The following is a 15,615-nucleotide window of genomic DNA, read 5'->3' as shown; positions in this document are numbered from 1 at the left end:
TACCCTCCCCCTCCCGGGCGGTGTTTTTGGGGGTTGGGGGGCCGGGGTTGGGCCCCCGGGGGGGGGGGGGGGGGCCCACCCCCCCCCCGGGGTACCCCCCCGCCGCCCACCCACTCTTCGATATCGAGCCGGCCACCCTCGTGGATCTCGTCGCGCAGTGCGGCGCGGAGGCGGATGATGCGTCCCGAGAATCCCAGCCGGCGTGCCTCCTCGGCCTCCTGGTTGGAGGTGATCCCGATCGTGTCGATACCAGCCGCCATCATGATCGGCAGGACGACCGGGATGCCGTGGCCATAGGCATCCGCCTTCACCACCCCGCAGAGCCGCGTCGTCATGCCGACCTCCCTTCGAACGACGTCGAGGTTGTGGGCGATGGCGCCGGCGTCGATCTCGACCCAGACGGGACTCGTGGTGGTCATGCGTGGCGGAGGCCTGGTCGGTGCGGTCTACCCGCGAGGCTGACGGAGGGGCTCTTCGGCGACGGGGTCGTCGGCCAGGTCGACGGGAGCTTCCTCCGACACGGCGACGACCGGGCGCGCGCCACGGCGTCCGTAGCGCCACCAGAAGTACAGGTAGCACAGCCCCACGAACGGAACTCCGAAGTACAGGGCGGCGACCTGGTTCGGGTCGAACGCGATCGCCACCAGCGAGATCGACAGAAGCACGAACGCCAGGATGGGCAGCACCGGGTACAGCGGTGTGCGGTACGGCAGCGTCGTGATGTCGCCGCCTTCGCGCACGAACCGGCGGCGGTGGAAGAACTGCGACGCCACGATCGACATCCACACGGCGACGACGGCGAAACCCGCGATCGACACCAGCACCAGGTACACCGTCTGCGGCGCGATCACGCTGGAGATCAGCGACACCAGACCCAGCCCGAGGCTGACGGTGAGAGCGACGAGCGGGATCCCCCGGCGGGTGAGGCGCTGCAGCACCCGCGGCGCGTGTCCTTCCTCCGCGAGGGAGAAGAGCATCCGGGCGCAGGAGAACAGGCCGCTGTTGCCGGCAGACAGCAATGCGGTGATGATGACGAAGTTCATGATGTCGGCGGCGTAGGGGATGCCGACGTACTCGAACACGTCCACGAACGGGCTGCTGGTCAGGCCGGCATCCTCGTACGGCAGAAGCGCGGCGATGACCGTGATGGACCCCACGAACAGGATCAGCAGTCGCAGGAGCGTCGACCGGATGGCCTTCGGGATGTTCTTGCCCGGGTCTTTGGTCTCACCGGCGGCGACGCCGATCAGCTCCGAACCGCTGAACGCATAGAAGACAGCGAGGGCGGTGACGACGACGCCGGCGACGCCGTTGGGGAAGAGGCCGTCCGGGGTGACGAAGTTGCTGAACAGCGGGGCGGCGGGGTGTTCGGCCGAGAGCGGTGTGAAGCCGAAGATCGCCATGCCGCCGAACACGATGAGCGCGACGATCGCGACCACCTTGATCAGCGAGAACCAGAACTCGGTCTCGCCGAAGACCCGTGCCGAGATCGCATTGATGGTGAACAGTCCAAGAGCGAAGATCAGGCACCACACCCAGACGTCGACGCCGGGGAACCAGCGCTGCATCAGAATGCCGGATGCTGTGAACTCCGATCCGAGGGCGACGACCCAGCACAGCCAGTACAGCCACGCGGTGGTGAAGCCGGTGGCGGGACCGATCGACCGTGCCGCGTAGATGTGGAACGCACCCGAGACGGGATAGGCCAGCGCCAGTTCGCCGAGGCAGGCCATCACCAGCCAGACCACGAATGCGCCGATGAGGTAGGCGATGATCGCGCCCAGCGGGCCGGCCTGGCTGATGGTGTAGCCCGAACTCAAGAAGAGCCCGGAGCCGATCACCCCGCCGAGGGCGATCATGATCAGGTGTCGGGCGTCCATCGAGCGCTGCAGTCGTCGCAGCGGCACCTGTGTCGCGGTGGTGTGTGGCAGTGCGTTCGGAAGCGCACTCTGTTCGGGCAGCGGGCTCATGACTTCTCGCATTCGAGTCGGGAGTCGGTGTTGGGATGTCGCCGTGCTACATCATCACAACCATGTGTCTATGATGCACGACGCGCGTGTCGGGCAGATTACGGGGCGCGGGGGTCGGTGCACAAGGCATCCGCGGGAATTAGCGGCGTGCAAGACCGATTCGGGCAGACCTTCTCCGCGGTGGTCAGTTTGGCATCCTGTGCGAGCGATCCGACAGGCGCGGGCTGACGCGACCGCTGGGGATGCTGAGTCGAACCTCTTCCCGATTATCTTGAAGGAGCTCGACGTGGACCGTCATGACATTGCGTTGATCGGTTTCGGCGGCGTGAACCGTGCGCTGGCGCAGATCATCCTCGACCGTGGCGACGAACTCGCCACCGACCTCGGCTTCGCTCTGCGTGTCGTGGCCATCACCGACCTCCGCCTGGGATCGCTGATGCAGGCCGACGGCATCGACCTGGCCGACGTGTTCGCCATGCCCGACGGCGAGACCTTCGTCGGCCGCCCGGGGGGAACGGCGGCGCCGCAGAACGACTACGTGATCCGCAACAGCACGGCCGACATCGTGGTCGAAGCCACCTTCACCAACCCCACCGACGGGGAGCCGGGGATCTCTCACGTGCGCGCCGCGCTCGAGAGCGGCAAGAGCGTGACCACGACGAACAAGGGCCCGGTCGCGCTGGCCGGGCTCGAGCTGAACCGTCTCGCGGCCGCGAACGGCGTCACGTTCCAGTACGAGGGCTCGGTGGTCAGCGGCACGCCGATCCTGAGGTTCGCTTCCGAGACGCTCCAGGGTCTGCGGATCAACGCGGTCGAAGGCATCCTGAACGGCACCAGCAACTACGTGCTCGGTCAGATGGAGTCTGGCATGACGCTGGACGCCGCGGTGGCGGAGGCTCAGGCGCTCGGTTACGCGGAAGCCGATCCGACGGCCGACATCGAAGGCTCCGACGTGCAGCTGAAGGTCGTGATCCTCGCGAACGAGATCCTCGGTGCCGACATCACCACGGCCGACGTGACCCGGCGGGGGATCTCCGAGGTCTCCGCCGCCGACATCATCGAAGCCGCTGCGAACGGCAAGCGCTACAAGCTGATCGGGTCGGCGTTCCGCAACGCCGCCGGAACGGTCACAGCCAAGGTCGAACCGGTGGCGCTGCCGCTGACACACCCGCTCGCCAGCGTCAGCGGCCCGACGAACGCGGTCTCATTCGACACCGATCTGCTCGGCACCGTGACCGTCTCGGGTCCTGGTGCGGGGCGCATCGAGACCGCCTACGCCCTGCTGTCCGACATCATCGCGATCGACGCGCACCAGCGGGCTCGCGTCGGGGCCGGCCGGTGAGCATCGTGGAGGACACGCAGGCCATCACCGTCGGATACCCCGACTTGATCGTCACGAATCCGTTCGATGGCGAGCTGATCGGCGCCGTCCCGCAGACCGGTCCGGCCCAGCTCGAGCAGATTCTGCAGCGTGCTCGCACCGGGTTCCAGCTGTCGCGGTCGTTGTCGCGGTTCTCGCGGCACGAGATTCTCCAGCGGGCGTCTGCGCTGCTGCGCGAGCGCGCCGAGACCGCCGCCGACCTGATCGTGCGCGAGGCGGGAAAAACCGTCCGGCAGGCGCGAAAAGAGGTGTCTCGCGCGGTCATGACGCTCTCCCTGTCGGCCGACGCGGCCCGCTCCGATGCCGGAGAGGTCGTCCCCTTCGATGCGTTCCAGGGGTCCGAGAACCGCCGCGGGTGGTTCACCCGCGAGCCGCTCGGCATCATCGTCGCCATCACCCCCTACAACGACGCGCTGAACCTCGTCGCGCACAAGCTGGGGCCGGCCGTCGCCGGCGGCAACGCAGTCGTGCTCAAGCCGTCGCAGCTGACCCCGCTCACCGCGCGGTTCCTGGTCGACCTGCTCATCGACGCGGGCCTGCCCGATGAGATCATCACCGTGGTGCACGGCGACCGTGAACTGGCGCAGGCGCTCATCTCAGCCCGCGAGGTGCGCATGATCTCGTTCACCGGAGGGTTCGCGACGGGCGAGGCGATCGCCCGCGACGCCGGTCTGAAGAAGCTCGCGATGGAACTGGGTGGCAACGCTCCGGTCATCGTGTTCTCGGACGCCGACATTCCCGCCGCGGTCGAGGCGTGTGTGTCGGGCGCGTTCTGGGCTGCCGGGCAGAACTGCGTGGGCGCGCAGCGCATCCTCGTGCAGAGCGAGGTGTACGAGGAGTTCCGCGACCGCTTCGCGGCGCAGACCATCGCACTGAAGGCCGGCGACCCACGAGACGAAACCACCGATGTCGGCCCGATGATCTCCATCGCGTCCGCCGAGGCCGCTGAGCGGCTCGTGGAGGATGCCGTCACGGCGGGAGCGCGCGTGCTCGCGGGGCACCGTCGAGAGGGGGGCGTGTATTGGCCGACCGTCGTCGAGGGAGTGCCGTTCTCATGCGAACTGTGGGCTGACGAGGCGTTCGCGCCGGTGGTCGCGCTGTCGCCGTTCGAGACCGAGGAGCAGGCGATCGCGCAGGCGAACGATGTCGACTATGCGCTGCACGCCGCCGCCTTCACCCGCGACATCACACGTGCGCTGCGCGTGTCGGAGCAGCTCGACGCCGGCGGCGTGATGATCAACGACTCCTCCGACTACCGCGTGGACAGCATGCCGTTCGGCGGCTCGAAGTACGGCAGCATGGGTCGCGAGGGCGTGCGATTCGCGTACGAGGAGATGACCCAGCCCAAGGTCGTCTGCATCAACACATGAACCGCCTCGAAACCCGACTTGAGCGTGATTCGCTCGGCGAGCTGGCGGTGCCTGTCGACGCATACTGGGGCATCCACACGGCCCGGGCGCGCGAGAACTTCACGATCAGCAGCACGCCGATCTCGCAGCATCCCGACCTCATCGACGCGCTCGTCACCGTGAAGGATGCTGCTGCAGCCGCCAACCACGAGCTCGGGCTGCTGCCCGCGGGAGTCGCGGAGGCCATCGCCGCGGCCTGCCGGAGGGTGCGGGGCGGTGACCTGCGTGACCAGTTCTGCGTCGACGTGCTGCAGGGCGGCGCGGGCACCAGCACCAATATGAACGCCAACGAGGTGATCGCCAACGCCGCCCTGGAGCACCTGGGGCTGCTGCGCGGCCGCTACGACGTGGTTCACCCCATCAACGATGTGAACCGGAGCCAATCGACGAACGACGTCTACCCGACCGCGGTCAGGATCGCCGTGGCGAAAGGCCTGCTGCGGCTCATGCCGGCGCTGGAGGAGCTCGCCGCGGCGTTCGAGGAGCGAAGCGTCGCGTTCAGCTCGATCGTCAAGATCGGCCGCACCCAGCTGCAGGATGCCGTGCCCATGACGCTCGGCGACGAGTTCGCCGCGTTCGCCGTCGCCATCCGCGAGGACGTGGCGCGCATCGGCGACACGGTGCCGCTGCTGCTGGAGTGCAGCCTGGGCGGGACCGCCGTGGGAACCGGAGTGACCGCTCCGGCCGGCTATCGCGATATCGCTCTCGAACGGCTCCGCGAGCGTGCCGGGCTCCCGGTGACCCCGGCGGCGCACCTCTTCGAAGCGAGCTGGGACGCCAGCGCCTTCGTGCAGTCGTCCGCGGTGCTCCGACGCTGCGCGATCAAGCTGTCGAAGATCAGCAACGATCTCCGGCTGCTCGCCAGCGGCCCGCAGGCGGGACTGGGTGAGATCCGCCTTCCGGCCCGGCAAGCCGGGTCGTCGATCATGCCGGGCAAGGTGAACCCGGTGATCCCCGAGGTCATGAACCAGATCGCTTTCGCGGTCATGGGCGCCGATGTGACGATCGGCGTCGCCGCCGAAGGCGGTCAGCTGCAGCTGAACGCCTTCGAGCCGATCATGGCGCACTCGCTCCTGCAGTCACTGAGCTGGGTGACCAACGGCGTCTCGGCGCTGCGCCGGTTCTGCGTGGAGGGCATCGAGGCCGACGACACCGTGCTCGCGCGCTACGTCGCTTCGTCCGTCGGAACGGTGACCGCCCTGGTGCCGTCCATCGGCTACGAGGCGGCCGCCCATGCGGCTCAGTACGCGCTTCGCACCGGCATCCCCATCGCCGACGCGGTGGCGCAGCACACCGCGCTGTCCCGAGAAGAGGCGGCAGCGCTCCTGGCGCACTGAGCGCGCTGCCGCCCGGATGCTCGGGCGGCAGCGTCACCGGCGGTCGATCGCCCGCGACAACGACACCGCGGTCACGGTGTCGGCCACGCCGGGCAGGGCCGCGATCTGCTCCCAGATCTGGCCCACGCGATCCATCGAGTCGGCCTCCAGCGTCACGAAGAGGTCGTACGCCCCCGACAGCACGTCGCAGCGAGTGACCTCCGGGATGCCCCGCAACGCGGCGATCACCCGATCGTCCCGCATCCTGTCGACGCGATAGACCATGACCATCGCGGTCACGTGTGGCCGCGACGCGCTCCCCCTGATGACGCTGTAGCCGGCGATGACGCCGTCGCGCTCCATGCGCTCGATGCGCTGCCGCACCGCGTTGCGCGACAGATGCACCTTGCCTGCCAGGGCGACCATCGGCATCCTCGCGTCCGCGGTCAACGCTGCGAGCAGCTGCTGGTCGATGTCATCCAGGTGCGATGCGGCCACGATGCCTCCGTGCACGATTGGCAATTGCAAGTGTCAATGACACACACTACCGTAGATCAGGGATGCCGTCCCAGACGATCCACCCTGGTGCAGACGTCTCTTCGCGGGAAAGTAAGGAACGCAATGTCGCAACGGCCGGACCGCCGACGGGCTGAGACCCTGTCAGACCTCACCCTCGCCGTGCACGGCGGCAATCGCCTCGACTCCACGAGGGCGCTGCGTACGCCGTTGGTGATGGCGAACTCCTACGAGCTTCCCGACGATCCGAGCGACATCAGCTGGTCCGCCTCCGCGCCAGGGCTGTACACCCGGAACACCGGCGTCAACCAGGCCGGTCTCCAAGACAAACTCGCCGCCCTCGACGGCGGCGAAGACGCCGTTGCGCTTGCTTCCGGCGTCGCCGCCCTGCACGCCGTCTTCTTCACCCACGTCCGCGTCGGCGACCACGTCATCGTCAGTGACGTCACTTACGAGGCGACCTGGAGACTGTGGACCGAACTCCTGCCGCAGCGGTACGGCATCGAGGCGACGTTCGTCGACGTCGGCGATCTGGACGCGCTGCGCGCGGCCTTCCGCCCCCACACCCGGCTCGTCTGCATCGAGGCGATCGCGAACCCCACCACCAAGGTGGCGGACGTCGGTGCGATCGCGGAGATCACGCACGCCGCCGGTGCGATCCTGATGGTGGACTCCACCTTCACGCCGCCGCCCTTCTACCGCCCGCTCGCCGACGGCGCGGATCTCGTCGTCCACTCCCTGACGAAGTACATCAACGGTCACGGCGATGCCATGGGCGGCGCCGTCATCGGTTCGCGCGAGCTCATCGAGCCGATCAAGGCCGATGCCATGGTCGACGTCGGGGGAGTGATCTCGCCGTTCAACGCCTGGCAGATCCACCGCGGCTCGGTGACCCTCCCGCTGCGCCTGCGGCAGCACCTGGCATCCGCGCTCGCCGTCGCCGAGTTCCTGGAGAGCGATCCGCGAGTGGAGTACGTCTACTATCCCGGCCTGCCGTCACACCCCGAGCACGACCTGGCGACGCGGCAGTTCCGCGGTCGCGGGTACGGCGGAATGATCGCCTTCGCCGTCGCCGGCGATCCCGACACACAGAACCGGTTCGTCGCCAACCTTCGGCTCATCACTTCGGGCTTCTCTCTGGGGCACGACGACTCACTGATCGTGCACACCGGAACCGAGGGCGGTCGCGTCGCCACCTACCCGCTGCCCTTCCGCACGTTCGGTCACCTGCGCCTCTCGGTCGGCATCGAAGAGACCTCCGACCTGCTCGCAGATCTCGAGGCAGCCCTCGACGCGACATTCCCGTCGTCGGGGTACCTCGTCGAGCCTCGTGACGCGGACTCCGCCGGGACCCGATCGGGGAGGATGAGCAGGTGACGAACCCGACGACACCTCGCGTGATCGTGCTCGACGGCGGACTCTCCAATGCGCTCGCAGAACGTGGCCACGATCTCACGGACGAGCTCTGGACTGCCCGACTGCTGCGCGACGCTCCGGGCGAGGTGGCTGCCGTACACCGCGCGTACTTCGACGCGGGCGCGCACGTCGCCACGACCGCCAGCTATCAGGCGAGCGTCGCCGGATTCGCGCACAGCGGCATGACCCGCACCGAGGCGGAGAACCTCATCACACGGAGCGTGACGATCGCCCGCGAGGTGCGCGACGACGTCGCCGAGTCAGCCGATGACGACGTCGTGCGTCTGGTGGCGGCATCGGTGGGTCCCTACGGAGCGGTGCTCGCCGACGGATCCGAGTACCGCGGTCGGTACGGGTTGAGCCGCGCAGCGCTTCGCGACTTCCACGCCCCGCGAGTGGAACTGCTCGCAAGCGCCGGGCCCGAGATGCTCGCCTTCGAGACGATCCCGGACCTCGACGAGGTCTCGGTGCTCCTGGATCTCGCTGACGAGTTCGCGATCCCCGCCTGGTTGTCGTGCACGGTCTCGGGGGATCGGCTTCGCGACGGCCGTCCGGCGACCGACGCCTTCGCTCTCGCCGCCGGCCATGGTTCCATCGTGGCCGTCGGGGTGAACTGCTGCGCGCCCGACGATGTGCTGCCGGCGGTGCGCGCGGCGACCGCCGCGAGCGGCAAACCTGCCATCGCATATCCCAACTCGGGCGAGACGTGGGATGGCGCGGCACGTCGATGGAACGGCGAGCCGGGATTCGACCTGGCGCTCCCGAGCGCGTGGGCCGAGGCGGGCGCGCACTTCATCGGTGGATGCTGTCGCGTCGGGCCGGCAGCCATTGCCGCTATGGTGCGCGCACTGAGTTGAGTACCGGGCTGGATGCCCACCGCAAGCGCTACCGCGTGGGCTGCCCCACGCCTGACCTATCGGGCAGACCGACCAGCGCGGCTTCCTCACGAGGCGCGACGCCGACCTGTTCCTCGCAAGCGTCGAGGTGTCGAAGTGGACGCGACGGCGGGAGTCGAACCCGCAACGCTGCCGGGTATGAACCGGAGCCCGGGACCGCCCGGATCGCCGCGATGACCCCACGCTAAACGCGGTCGGCCCGGATCGTCGGCGAGTGTCGGAGCGTGTCAGATGGTGACGAGATGTGACGCAACCGCAGACCCTCAGCAACCGGCGGTGGCGGCATCCGTCATCAATGTCCGTCGTGCGTGACGACCGGCAGCACGGTGCCGTCGGCGCCGAGTAGCGCGGCGCCCTGGCACGCACCCAGCGCGGGCACGACGAGCACCGTCACGATGGCGGCCGCGGAGACCATGCCCCAGAGGCTCGTCCGCCGCGACGGACGGCGGCGGCTGCGCAGGACGCCGCACGCCACCACGACTCCGAGCGCCCCCAGCAGCGCGATCGCAAACAGGCTCGCTCGCCCCGGCTCCGTCGCGAGCAACCCCAGCGCCACGATGACCCCCGCGGACACGCCGGCGACCGCCCCCCGCGGTGCCGGCGTGCGACCCATGGCGAGGCCGGCCGCGCCCCAGGCGAGCGCGGCCAGCCCCACCACGACCGCGAGCGTCCCCAGCACTCGCGAGAGGGTGTCGGCCTGGAGTGCGACGATCGCCGCGGCCCCCAGCGCCGCGCTCACGAGGCCGAAGCCCCACGCCGCCACGGGCACCCACGACGGCGCGCGGGTGGCCGCGCGGTCCGTCGCGGATGCCTCGTGTCGCATGATCACGCCGTCGCGACTCGCGACGAGCGCTCGGCACCGAGGCCGACGCCGAGCAGCACGAGGGCGCTGGCGAGGTGCAGGAAGTGATCGGGTGCGTTCAGCGCGAGGATGTTCGCCGGCGTGCCGACGAGGAAGAAGCCGACCACACCGAGCAGCAGGTAGGCCGCGCCGATGATCGTGTTCACGAGCTTCGCGGGGTGCACTCCGCGCAGGCCGGCGATGAACAGCGCCGCGCCGATCAGCAGGTGGGCGACGTTGTGCAGCGGGTTCACTTCGAAGATGCCCAGGAGCAGCCCGCCTTCGGTGGCGACGAAGCCGACACCTCCCGTGAACGCGAACCCGAGCAGGCCCACGAGAAGGTAGACGGCGCCGAAGACCGTGGCGACGATGCGATTCGGTGAAGAGCCCATGGTGAGACCTCTCTCTTGTCAACGGCGATCTGCCGTGCTGTGAGAGGTCTTCGGCGCGAGCTCGGAATCGGATGGGATGCCGCGCGCCGGCGCCTCACCATGCCGGTCAGGGGACCTTCGTCCCGGCGGGCTTCCGCCAGCGGGCTGATGCTGAAGTCGCAGCCGGAAGGGCGAGAAAATGAACATGCTGGCGACGCTTCCCGAGAACCGCACGACGATCACCCCGACCGCGGCGGGCTTCGGCTTCTGGACCGCCATCGCCACCGCCGCCCTGACGGTCATCACGTTCGCGCTGGCCATCACGGCGCTCCCGAACAAGGTCGAGTACCCGTTCACGAGCGACGAGATCCTCGCGCAGTGGCCGGGGGACTACTACTGGATGTTCCCGGCGATGCTGCTCATGGTGCTGTTCGTCGCCCTCGTCGCGGCGGTGCACGAGCTCGCCGCGGCCGGACGAGCCGTCTTCAGCCGCCTCGCGTTCGGCCTCGCGGTCATCGCATCCGCGGTGCTGCTGATCGACTACTACGTCCAAGCCGCCGTGATGCAGCTGAACCTCGAGAAGGGGCAACTCGACGGCTGGTCGATCCTCACCCAGTACAACCCCAACGGCGTGTTCATCGCCCTCGAGGAACTCGGCTACATCGTCATGAGCCTCGTCTTCCTGTGCCTCGCACCGGTCTTCGCGGAGCGGACCGGCCTGGATCGCGGCATCAGCTGGCTCTTCCTCGGCAGCTTCGCGGCGACGGTGATCTCGTTCGTGCTGGTCAGTGTCGGGATGGGCATGGACCGGGGGGACGTGTTCGAGATCATCGTCATCAGCATCGTCTAACTGACTCTCGTGGCGGCCGGGCCGCTGCTCGCGATCCGCTTCCACCGGGCGCAGCGGCTTGCGACGGCAACCCCTGCCGCAGGGGACTGACGGGCCCTCGCCTGGGCGCCGTGGTTCAGGGTGCCGTCTCCTGATCCGTGCTCGTCGGCGTGGGGGTGGGCGACGGTTGCTGGTCGACGGATGCCGTCCGCGTGGGCGTGGGCGTCGGCTCGGGTGCGTCCTGCAGCGGCCCCTCGTCGTCGGCGGTGGGAGCCGGTGTGGCGCCCTCTGTGCCGGTCTCGTCGGCCGGATCCGAGTCGTCCCCGGTGCGCGTGTCGCTCTCGGCGAGTGTTGCGGCGTCCTCCTCGATCACCTTGACGATGAGGGCCTTGTACTCCTCCAGCTGATTCTCGATGTCCGACAGCGGAACGCTCTCGAGGTCCTCCGCGAAGAGCATGATCTCTTCCCAGAGCACTGACAGGCGCGCCATCGCGTCCTCGCTGAGCGGGCCGTCGAGGGTGACCACGAGCTGGCTGGCCAGCGCGTAGGCCAGGCAGTTCACGCAGCCGTAGTTGACCGCCGCCGACAGATTCTCGGGCACGACGACGTCGGCCTGACCGACGATGAGCACCACCTGGAAGCCGACCGCCACCGCGGCGCAGTCGGTGCAGCTCGCGAACGCGTACGCCTCGTTGCGCGTGTCGACGGTGTCGTCCTCCGCCCACACCAGGGCGAATGCGACGTCGTAGACGACCGACCCATCGCCGGTGTTGACGGCGAGCGCCTGATTGCCATCCGCCTCGGGCGGCAGCGGCCGGTCGAACGGGAAGACCCAGGTCGCGGCATCCGACCCCTCACGCGGAACGAGGATCATCGCCAGCTGCGGATCCGCGGCGGTGCCGAGCTCGGTGTTCTCGGGCAGAGCCGTGACGGTCGTGCCCTGCGCCCCGCGGCGCAGTCCTTCGGACTCGGTGGGGCTCAGCGCGGTGACGGCGCCGACCGCGTCGACGAGGGTTCCGCGCTCGTAGGCCTGAACGGGCCGGTACCGGTGCTCGTCGGGCCACCAGGCGAACGCGACCGCGCCGGCAACGACCGCGGCCAGGGCGATGGCGGCGGTGCGGCGGACGGGGCGGCCGCGCGTGCCGCGGATGATCCTGGTGCCGATGCCGCGCACGAGCAAGACGATCATCGCTGCGATCGCGAGAAGGGGGAGCAGCAGCACGGCGATCGCCGCGACGTGCCCGATCACGCCCAGCCAGTTCCCTTCAGGCATCGCGCCCGCCAGCCGCTCCTGCTGGTCGAGCACGGACGCCCACGCGGTTCCGACGATCCGCGGGAGCGCGAGCACCATGAGCGCGACGCTCAGAATCAGGAGCGGCACCGTCACCAGCACCCACAGCGTTACGACGATTCGGGCCCAGGGCCGAAGCGCGTTGGCTTCCGGATCGCCCCATCGCCACGGCAGCGCCCCGAGAAGCGTCGGCTTGATGCGCTGGAACAGGTCGGGCACGCCGGTGAGATCCGCGAGGATGTGGTACCCGTCGAACCGGAGGAGCGGCAGGAGCTGCCGGACCATCTGCAGCACCTGGATCGCGACGACCAGCAGCAGCGCGTCCCAGCCGGTGGCGAGCCACACGGCCATGATCGCGACGGCGACGATCGCGTTGAAGTAGAGCCCGCCGAGGTCGGTGCGGATGCGACCGCCGCGACCCAGGCGGTACGAGTCGGTGACGTCGGTGTAGAACGCAGGCCAGACGAGGTAGAGGCCTGCGCCCATGGATCCGGGCGTGGCCCCGCCGCGGCGGGCGGCGGCGGCGTGACCGAACTCGTGGAATCCGGCCGAGAACACCGTCACGACGAGCACCAGCAGCAGCAGCCCGGGGTTGGCGAAGGCGTCGTGCGTCGCCGAGCCGAGGCCCTTCACGAACAGCACCCACCAGCAGGCGGCGAGGAACGCCGCCGTGACGGCGATCATGATCACGGGGTGGAACAGCGCGGCGAAGGGCCTGGTGAGCGCGTTCGTGCGGTCCGGGTCGGTGACGGTGTAGCGGAAACGGATGCCGAGCAGCGGGTCGCTCTTCTTCAGTTCCGGTTCGGAGCCGTCGGGCAGGCGCAGGAGTCCGAGCGGCACGAGCCGGTTCTCGATGAGCACCCGCACGTTGTCGGCGCTGACCTCGCGCCCGGAAGCCCGACCCGCTGCCTGTGCGATCTCGGCCAGACCGCGCCGGCCGTCGATCGCGTCCAGCACGGCGTACAGCAGCGGTGTCAGCTGGATCGTCTGACCATCCGCCCGGCGCACGAGCCACGGCGGCTCGCGATAACCGGAGTTCTGCGCCTGACCGAGAAGCTCGACGGCCGACGCGCGGGCGGGAACCCACGCTCCGGCGGGGACGGCGGCGTCGGCGGCGGTCGGCGGAGCGGTAGCGGTCGGAGCGGTGGCGGTGGGCGGGCCGTCCGTCGACGACCCGCCCGGGGTTCGAGGCATCCGTGCCTACTGGCCGATGTCGGACTGCTGATCCGCCGTCGCAGTGGCCTCGCCGTCGATCTGCTGGTTGATGATCGCGTCCTGCTGCGCCAGCGCAGCGGCCTCGCTGTCGATCGAGCCGATGTTCGCGGCGACGGCCGCGTCGATGGGGGCGGCGACGTTCGCGTTGGCGGCCACCGCACCGTTGATCGGCGCCGCGAGGTCCGCATCGGCCGCCACGTCGACGTCCACGTTCAGCAGGTCGCCGTCGAGGCTCGAGGTCAAGTCGGGCACGGTCTCGGCGTCCGGGAGCGTGCCGTCAGGCAGCAGCCCCGTGTCGGCGGTGCCGTCGGTGGTCGTGTCGTCGGTTCCGGCGGTGTCGCCCTGCTGGAGAGTGCTGTCCTGCGTGGACTCGGCCGTCGCGTCGGCGGTGACCCCCTGGTCGATGCTGACGCTCTGGTCGGCCAGTGCCTGAGCAGAGGAGCCCGACGAGAGGATGTTGGCCGACGCCGCGGCATCGATCGGCGCCGCGACGTTCGCGTTCGCAGCCACCGCGAGGTCGATGGGAGCCGCGGCGGAGATGCCGAGATCGAGGTCGGCGTTGAGGTCGAGGATCGAGGCCACCTCCTTGTCGGGAAGCGCGACGCCGCCCTCGGCCTCGAGTTCTTCACTGGTCAGCGGACGTGATGGGTTCTGCGTGCTCATCGTTCTTCCATTCCCGGTGCCCCCCTCGGGCCCTCGTCTTGGACGGTGAGTGCGGCTGCCCGCCCCTGGGACTTGGGCCGCACCCTCGCTTCATCGAGCGCAGGGACATCGTAGGAAGACCCGCGGCGACGCGCCCGCGATCCAGGGAGGGATTGACACGGCGGCGTCGCAGGCAATATAGGCCGCCGACGAGGCCTTTCTCGACGCGTGCGCGCGCGGGGACGGGCGCCGGTTCGGAGGCGCCCGGGGTGTGCTTATCGGAGAGCTCGACGACACCGCCCGGTGCGCCGAGCCCGGATCACCTGGCGTTGGCCTCCAGCGCGAAGCGCTGCCCCCGCAGCCGCTCCGCCAGCTGCTCGCCCATGGCGACCATCGGCGTCAGCACCCCGGCCCGGTCGGGGAGGTCGTCGAGGGCGAGGCTCAGCGCCGACTCGGCGAGCATCACGCCGGTCCCGCCGTAGCCGGGATCGTACGGCGCGGCGACGCGGGTGCGCACCGGCGGGCCCTCGACCGGGTAGACGTCGACGTCGAGGGCGAAGCGGCCGTGCTCGATCGCCTCCGCGCTGGGTCCGCTGCCGGGTGACGGCAGCACCCGGTCGAGCACAGCACGCGTGGGAGGGAACCACATCGCGCCGACGAGGGCGGCCGTCCCGAGGGCGATCCCCCCGGCCCGTGCGAAGCCGGCGAGGCCGCGCCCGGTCGCCACGACCTCGCGGTACTGCATCAGCTGCCCGTAGCTCCAGCCGGTGAGGTAGTTGCTGCGCTGGACGATCTGCTGGTTGTAGCCGCCCATGACGAACGGCGCCTGCCACGTTCCCCGCACGGTGCCCCAGCCGCTGCCGGCCCGGTTCGGCAGACGCACCGACGGCCCGGGGGTGAGCGCGTACGGGTCGGCGAGGATGCGGCGGGCCGAGGCATCCGTCTTCGCCTCCTTCACCTGCTGTCGGAGCGAGTCGATCGTGCCGCCGCTGATGCCGCCGCGCAGCGACCGCACCGTCAGGGTCGCCGCGACGATCGGCACACCGCCGGCGGCGGCGTGGGCGAGCCCGAGGCCGAGGTCGGACGGGATCGAGTCGAACCCGCACGAGTGGACGATCCTGGCGCCGGTCGTCTCGGCGAGGGCGCGATTGCGCTCGATGCTGCGCGCGACGAAGATGCTCTCGCCCGTCAGGTCGGCGTACGACGTGCCGGCGCGCGCGCACGCCGCGGCGACGCCCGTGCCGTAGCGCAGGTACGGTCCGACGGTGGTGGCGATGACAGTGGCGGATGCCGCGACCCGGGCGACGGCCGCGTCATCGGCCGTGTCGACCTCGAGGGTCGGCCAGTCGACGCCGAGCTCGCGCTTCACCTCGTTCAGGCGTGCGGTCGACCGGCCGGCGAGGGCGATCCGTACGCCCTCGGGCGCCGATCGCGCCAGGTGCCGCGCGGTGTACCTGCCGACGAACCCCGAGGCGCCGAGCAGGACGACGTCGTGGTCGCGGTCGTTCGTCCTCATGTGACG

At 69.7% G+C, this 15,615-nt stretch carries 14 protein-coding genes and 1 tRNA gene; 6 read left to right on the top strand and 9 right to left on the bottom strand.

The features are described 5' to 3' along the window. Window positions 1-419, bottom strand: a 419-nt coding sequence (locus ACWGUG_RS18130; protein ID WP_452325452.1) for an alanine racemase, incomplete at its 3' end; no start/stop codon positions are given. Between the two features lie 27 nt (window positions 420-446). Next, entirely contained in the window at window positions 447-1,970 is a 1,524-nt protein-coding gene (locus ACWGUG_RS18125; protein ID WP_452325451.1) for an amino acid permease, read from the bottom strand. Window positions 1,971-2,040: 70 nt separating this feature from the next. On the opposite strand from ACWGUG_RS18125, the gene ACWGUG_RS18120 reads away from it, so the two are divergent. The 3 genes from ACWGUG_RS18120 to ACWGUG_RS18110 are packed head-to-tail and all read left to right on the top strand — an operon-like array spanning window position 2,041 to window position 6,097. Beyond that, window positions 2,041-3,312 carry a homoserine dehydrogenase gene (locus ACWGUG_RS18120; RefSeq protein WP_452325450.1) on the top strand — a complete coding sequence of 424 codons (1,272 nt, stop codon included), beginning with the start codon at window positions 2,041-2,043 and terminating at the stop codon, window positions 3,310-3,312. After that, window positions 3,309-4,721 (top strand): aldehyde dehydrogenase family protein, encoded by a 1,413-nt coding sequence (locus ACWGUG_RS18115; RefSeq protein ID WP_452325449.1) that lies wholly within the window; start codon window positions 3,309-3,311, stop codon window positions 4,719-4,721. Before ACWGUG_RS18120 ends, ACWGUG_RS18115 begins: the two co-directional genes overlap by 4 nt. Then, window positions 4,718-6,097 carry an aspartate ammonia-lyase gene (locus tag ACWGUG_RS18110; protein ID WP_452325448.1) on the top strand — a complete coding sequence of 460 codons (1,380 nt, stop codon included), beginning with the start codon at window positions 4,718-4,720 and terminating at the stop codon, window positions 6,095-6,097. Before ACWGUG_RS18115 ends, ACWGUG_RS18110 begins: the two co-directional genes overlap by 4 nt. A 33-nt stretch (window positions 6,098-6,130) precedes the next feature. Here the strand turns inward: ACWGUG_RS18110 and ACWGUG_RS18105 are convergent, their stop codons facing one another. Next, window positions 6,131-6,574: an Lrp/AsnC family transcriptional regulator gene (locus ACWGUG_RS18105; protein ID WP_452325447.1), complete on the bottom strand. Its 444-nt coding sequence runs from the start codon at window positions 6,572-6,574 to the stop codon at window positions 6,131-6,133. Window positions 6,575-6,697: 123 nt separating this feature from the next. Between ACWGUG_RS18105 and ACWGUG_RS18100 the strand changes: the two genes are divergently transcribed. Both ACWGUG_RS18100 and mmuM read left to right on the top strand, forming a co-directional pair. Then, window positions 6,698-7,969 (top strand): trans-sulfuration enzyme family protein, encoded by a 1,272-nt coding sequence (locus ACWGUG_RS18100; protein WP_452325446.1) that lies wholly within the window; start codon window positions 6,698-6,700, stop codon window positions 7,967-7,969. Beyond that, window positions 7,966-8,865 (top strand): homocysteine S-methyltransferase, encoded by a 900-nt coding sequence (mmuM, locus tag ACWGUG_RS18095; protein WP_452325445.1) that lies wholly within the window; start codon window positions 7,966-7,968, stop codon window positions 8,863-8,865. The genes ACWGUG_RS18100 and mmuM overlap by 4 nt, the downstream gene beginning before the upstream one ends. 136 nt (window positions 8,866-9,001) lie before the next feature. Here the strand turns inward: mmuM and ACWGUG_RS18090 are convergent. The 3 genes from ACWGUG_RS18090 to ACWGUG_RS18080 all read right to left on the bottom strand — a co-directional run bounded on the left by ACWGUG_RS18090 (window position 9,002) and on the right by ACWGUG_RS18080 (window position 10,137). Further along, window positions 9,002-9,077 (bottom strand) — tRNA-Met (locus tag ACWGUG_RS18090). Between the two features lie 119 nt (window positions 9,078-9,196). After that, complete coding sequence (locus ACWGUG_RS18085) at window positions 9,197-9,733, bottom strand: hypothetical protein (protein WP_452325444.1); 537 nt, start codon at window positions 9,731-9,733, stop codon at window positions 9,197-9,199. Then, entirely contained in the window at window positions 9,730-10,137 is a 408-nt protein-coding gene (locus ACWGUG_RS18080; RefSeq protein ID WP_452325443.1) for a DUF4383 domain-containing protein, read from the bottom strand. The genes ACWGUG_RS18085 and ACWGUG_RS18080 overlap by 4 nt, the downstream gene beginning before the upstream one ends. Window positions 10,138-10,321: 184 nt before the next feature. Between ACWGUG_RS18080 and ACWGUG_RS18075 the strand changes: the two genes are divergently transcribed. Continuing rightward, window positions 10,322-10,966, top strand: coding sequence for a hypothetical protein (locus ACWGUG_RS18075; protein ID WP_452325442.1), 645 nt, complete (start codon window positions 10,322-10,324; stop codon window positions 10,964-10,966). Between the two features lie 115 nt (window positions 10,967-11,081). Here ACWGUG_RS18075 and ACWGUG_RS18070 read toward each other — a convergent pair whose 3' ends face one another. The 3 genes from ACWGUG_RS18070 to ACWGUG_RS18060 form a co-directional block, all read right to left on the bottom strand. After that, window positions 11,082-13,430 carry a hypothetical protein gene (locus ACWGUG_RS18070; RefSeq protein WP_452325441.1) on the bottom strand — a complete coding sequence of 783 codons (2,349 nt, stop codon included), beginning with the start codon at window positions 13,428-13,430 and terminating at the stop codon, window positions 11,082-11,084. Window positions 13,431-13,436: 6 nt separating this feature from the next. Beyond that, window positions 13,437-14,114 carry a peptidoglycan-binding protein gene (locus ACWGUG_RS18065; RefSeq protein WP_336398230.1) on the bottom strand — a complete coding sequence of 226 codons (678 nt, stop codon included), beginning with the start codon at window positions 14,112-14,114 and terminating at the stop codon, window positions 13,437-13,439. 298 nt (window positions 14,115-14,412) lie between these two features. After that, window positions 14,413-15,609, bottom strand: coding sequence for a saccharopine dehydrogenase family protein (locus ACWGUG_RS18060; RefSeq protein WP_452325440.1), 1,197 nt, complete (start codon window positions 15,607-15,609; stop codon window positions 14,413-14,415). Window positions 15,610-15,615 lie beyond the last annotated feature (6 nt).

It is taken from the genome of Microbacterium sp. NPDC055455, assembly GCF_053619935.1.
The sequence above is the reverse complement of the archived record's forward strand: the minus strand, read 5'-3'. Positions and strand labels throughout refer to the sequence as shown.

Bases quoted from the DNA above. Each gene is read 5' to 3' on its own strand.
- ACWGUG_RS18125 (WP_452325451.1), bottom strand. From the start codon at position 1,970: ATGAGCCCGCTGCCCGAACAGAGTGCGCTTCCGAACGCACTGCCACAC.
- ACWGUG_RS18120 (WP_452325450.1), top strand. From the start codon at position 2,041: ATGATGCACGACGCGCGTGTCGGGCAGATTACGGGGCGCGGGGGTCGG.
- ACWGUG_RS18110 (WP_452325448.1), top strand. From the start codon at position 4,718: ATGAACCGCCTCGAAACCCGACTTGAGCGTGATTCGCTCGGCGAGCTG.
- ACWGUG_RS18100 (WP_452325446.1), top strand. From the start codon at position 6,698: ATGTCGCAACGGCCGGACCGCCGACGGGCTGAGACCCTGTCAGACCTC.
- ACWGUG_RS18080 (WP_452325443.1), bottom strand. From the start codon at position 10,137: ATGGGCTCTTCACCGAATCGCATCGTCGCCACGGTCTTCGGCGCCGTC.
- ACWGUG_RS18075 (WP_452325442.1), top strand. From the start codon at position 10,322: ATGCTGGCGACGCTTCCCGAGAACCGCACGACGATCACCCCGACCGCG.
- ACWGUG_RS18070 (WP_452325441.1), bottom strand. From the start codon at position 13,430: ATGCCTCGAACCCCGGGCGGGTCGTCGACGGACGGCCCGCCCACCGCC.
- ACWGUG_RS18065 (WP_336398230.1), bottom strand. From the start codon at position 14,114: ATGAGCACGCAGAACCCATCACGTCCGCTGACCAGTGAAGAACTCGAG.
- ACWGUG_RS18060 (WP_452325440.1), bottom strand. From the start codon at position 15,609: ATGAGGACGAACGACCGCGACCACGACGTCGTCCTGCTCGGCGCCTCG.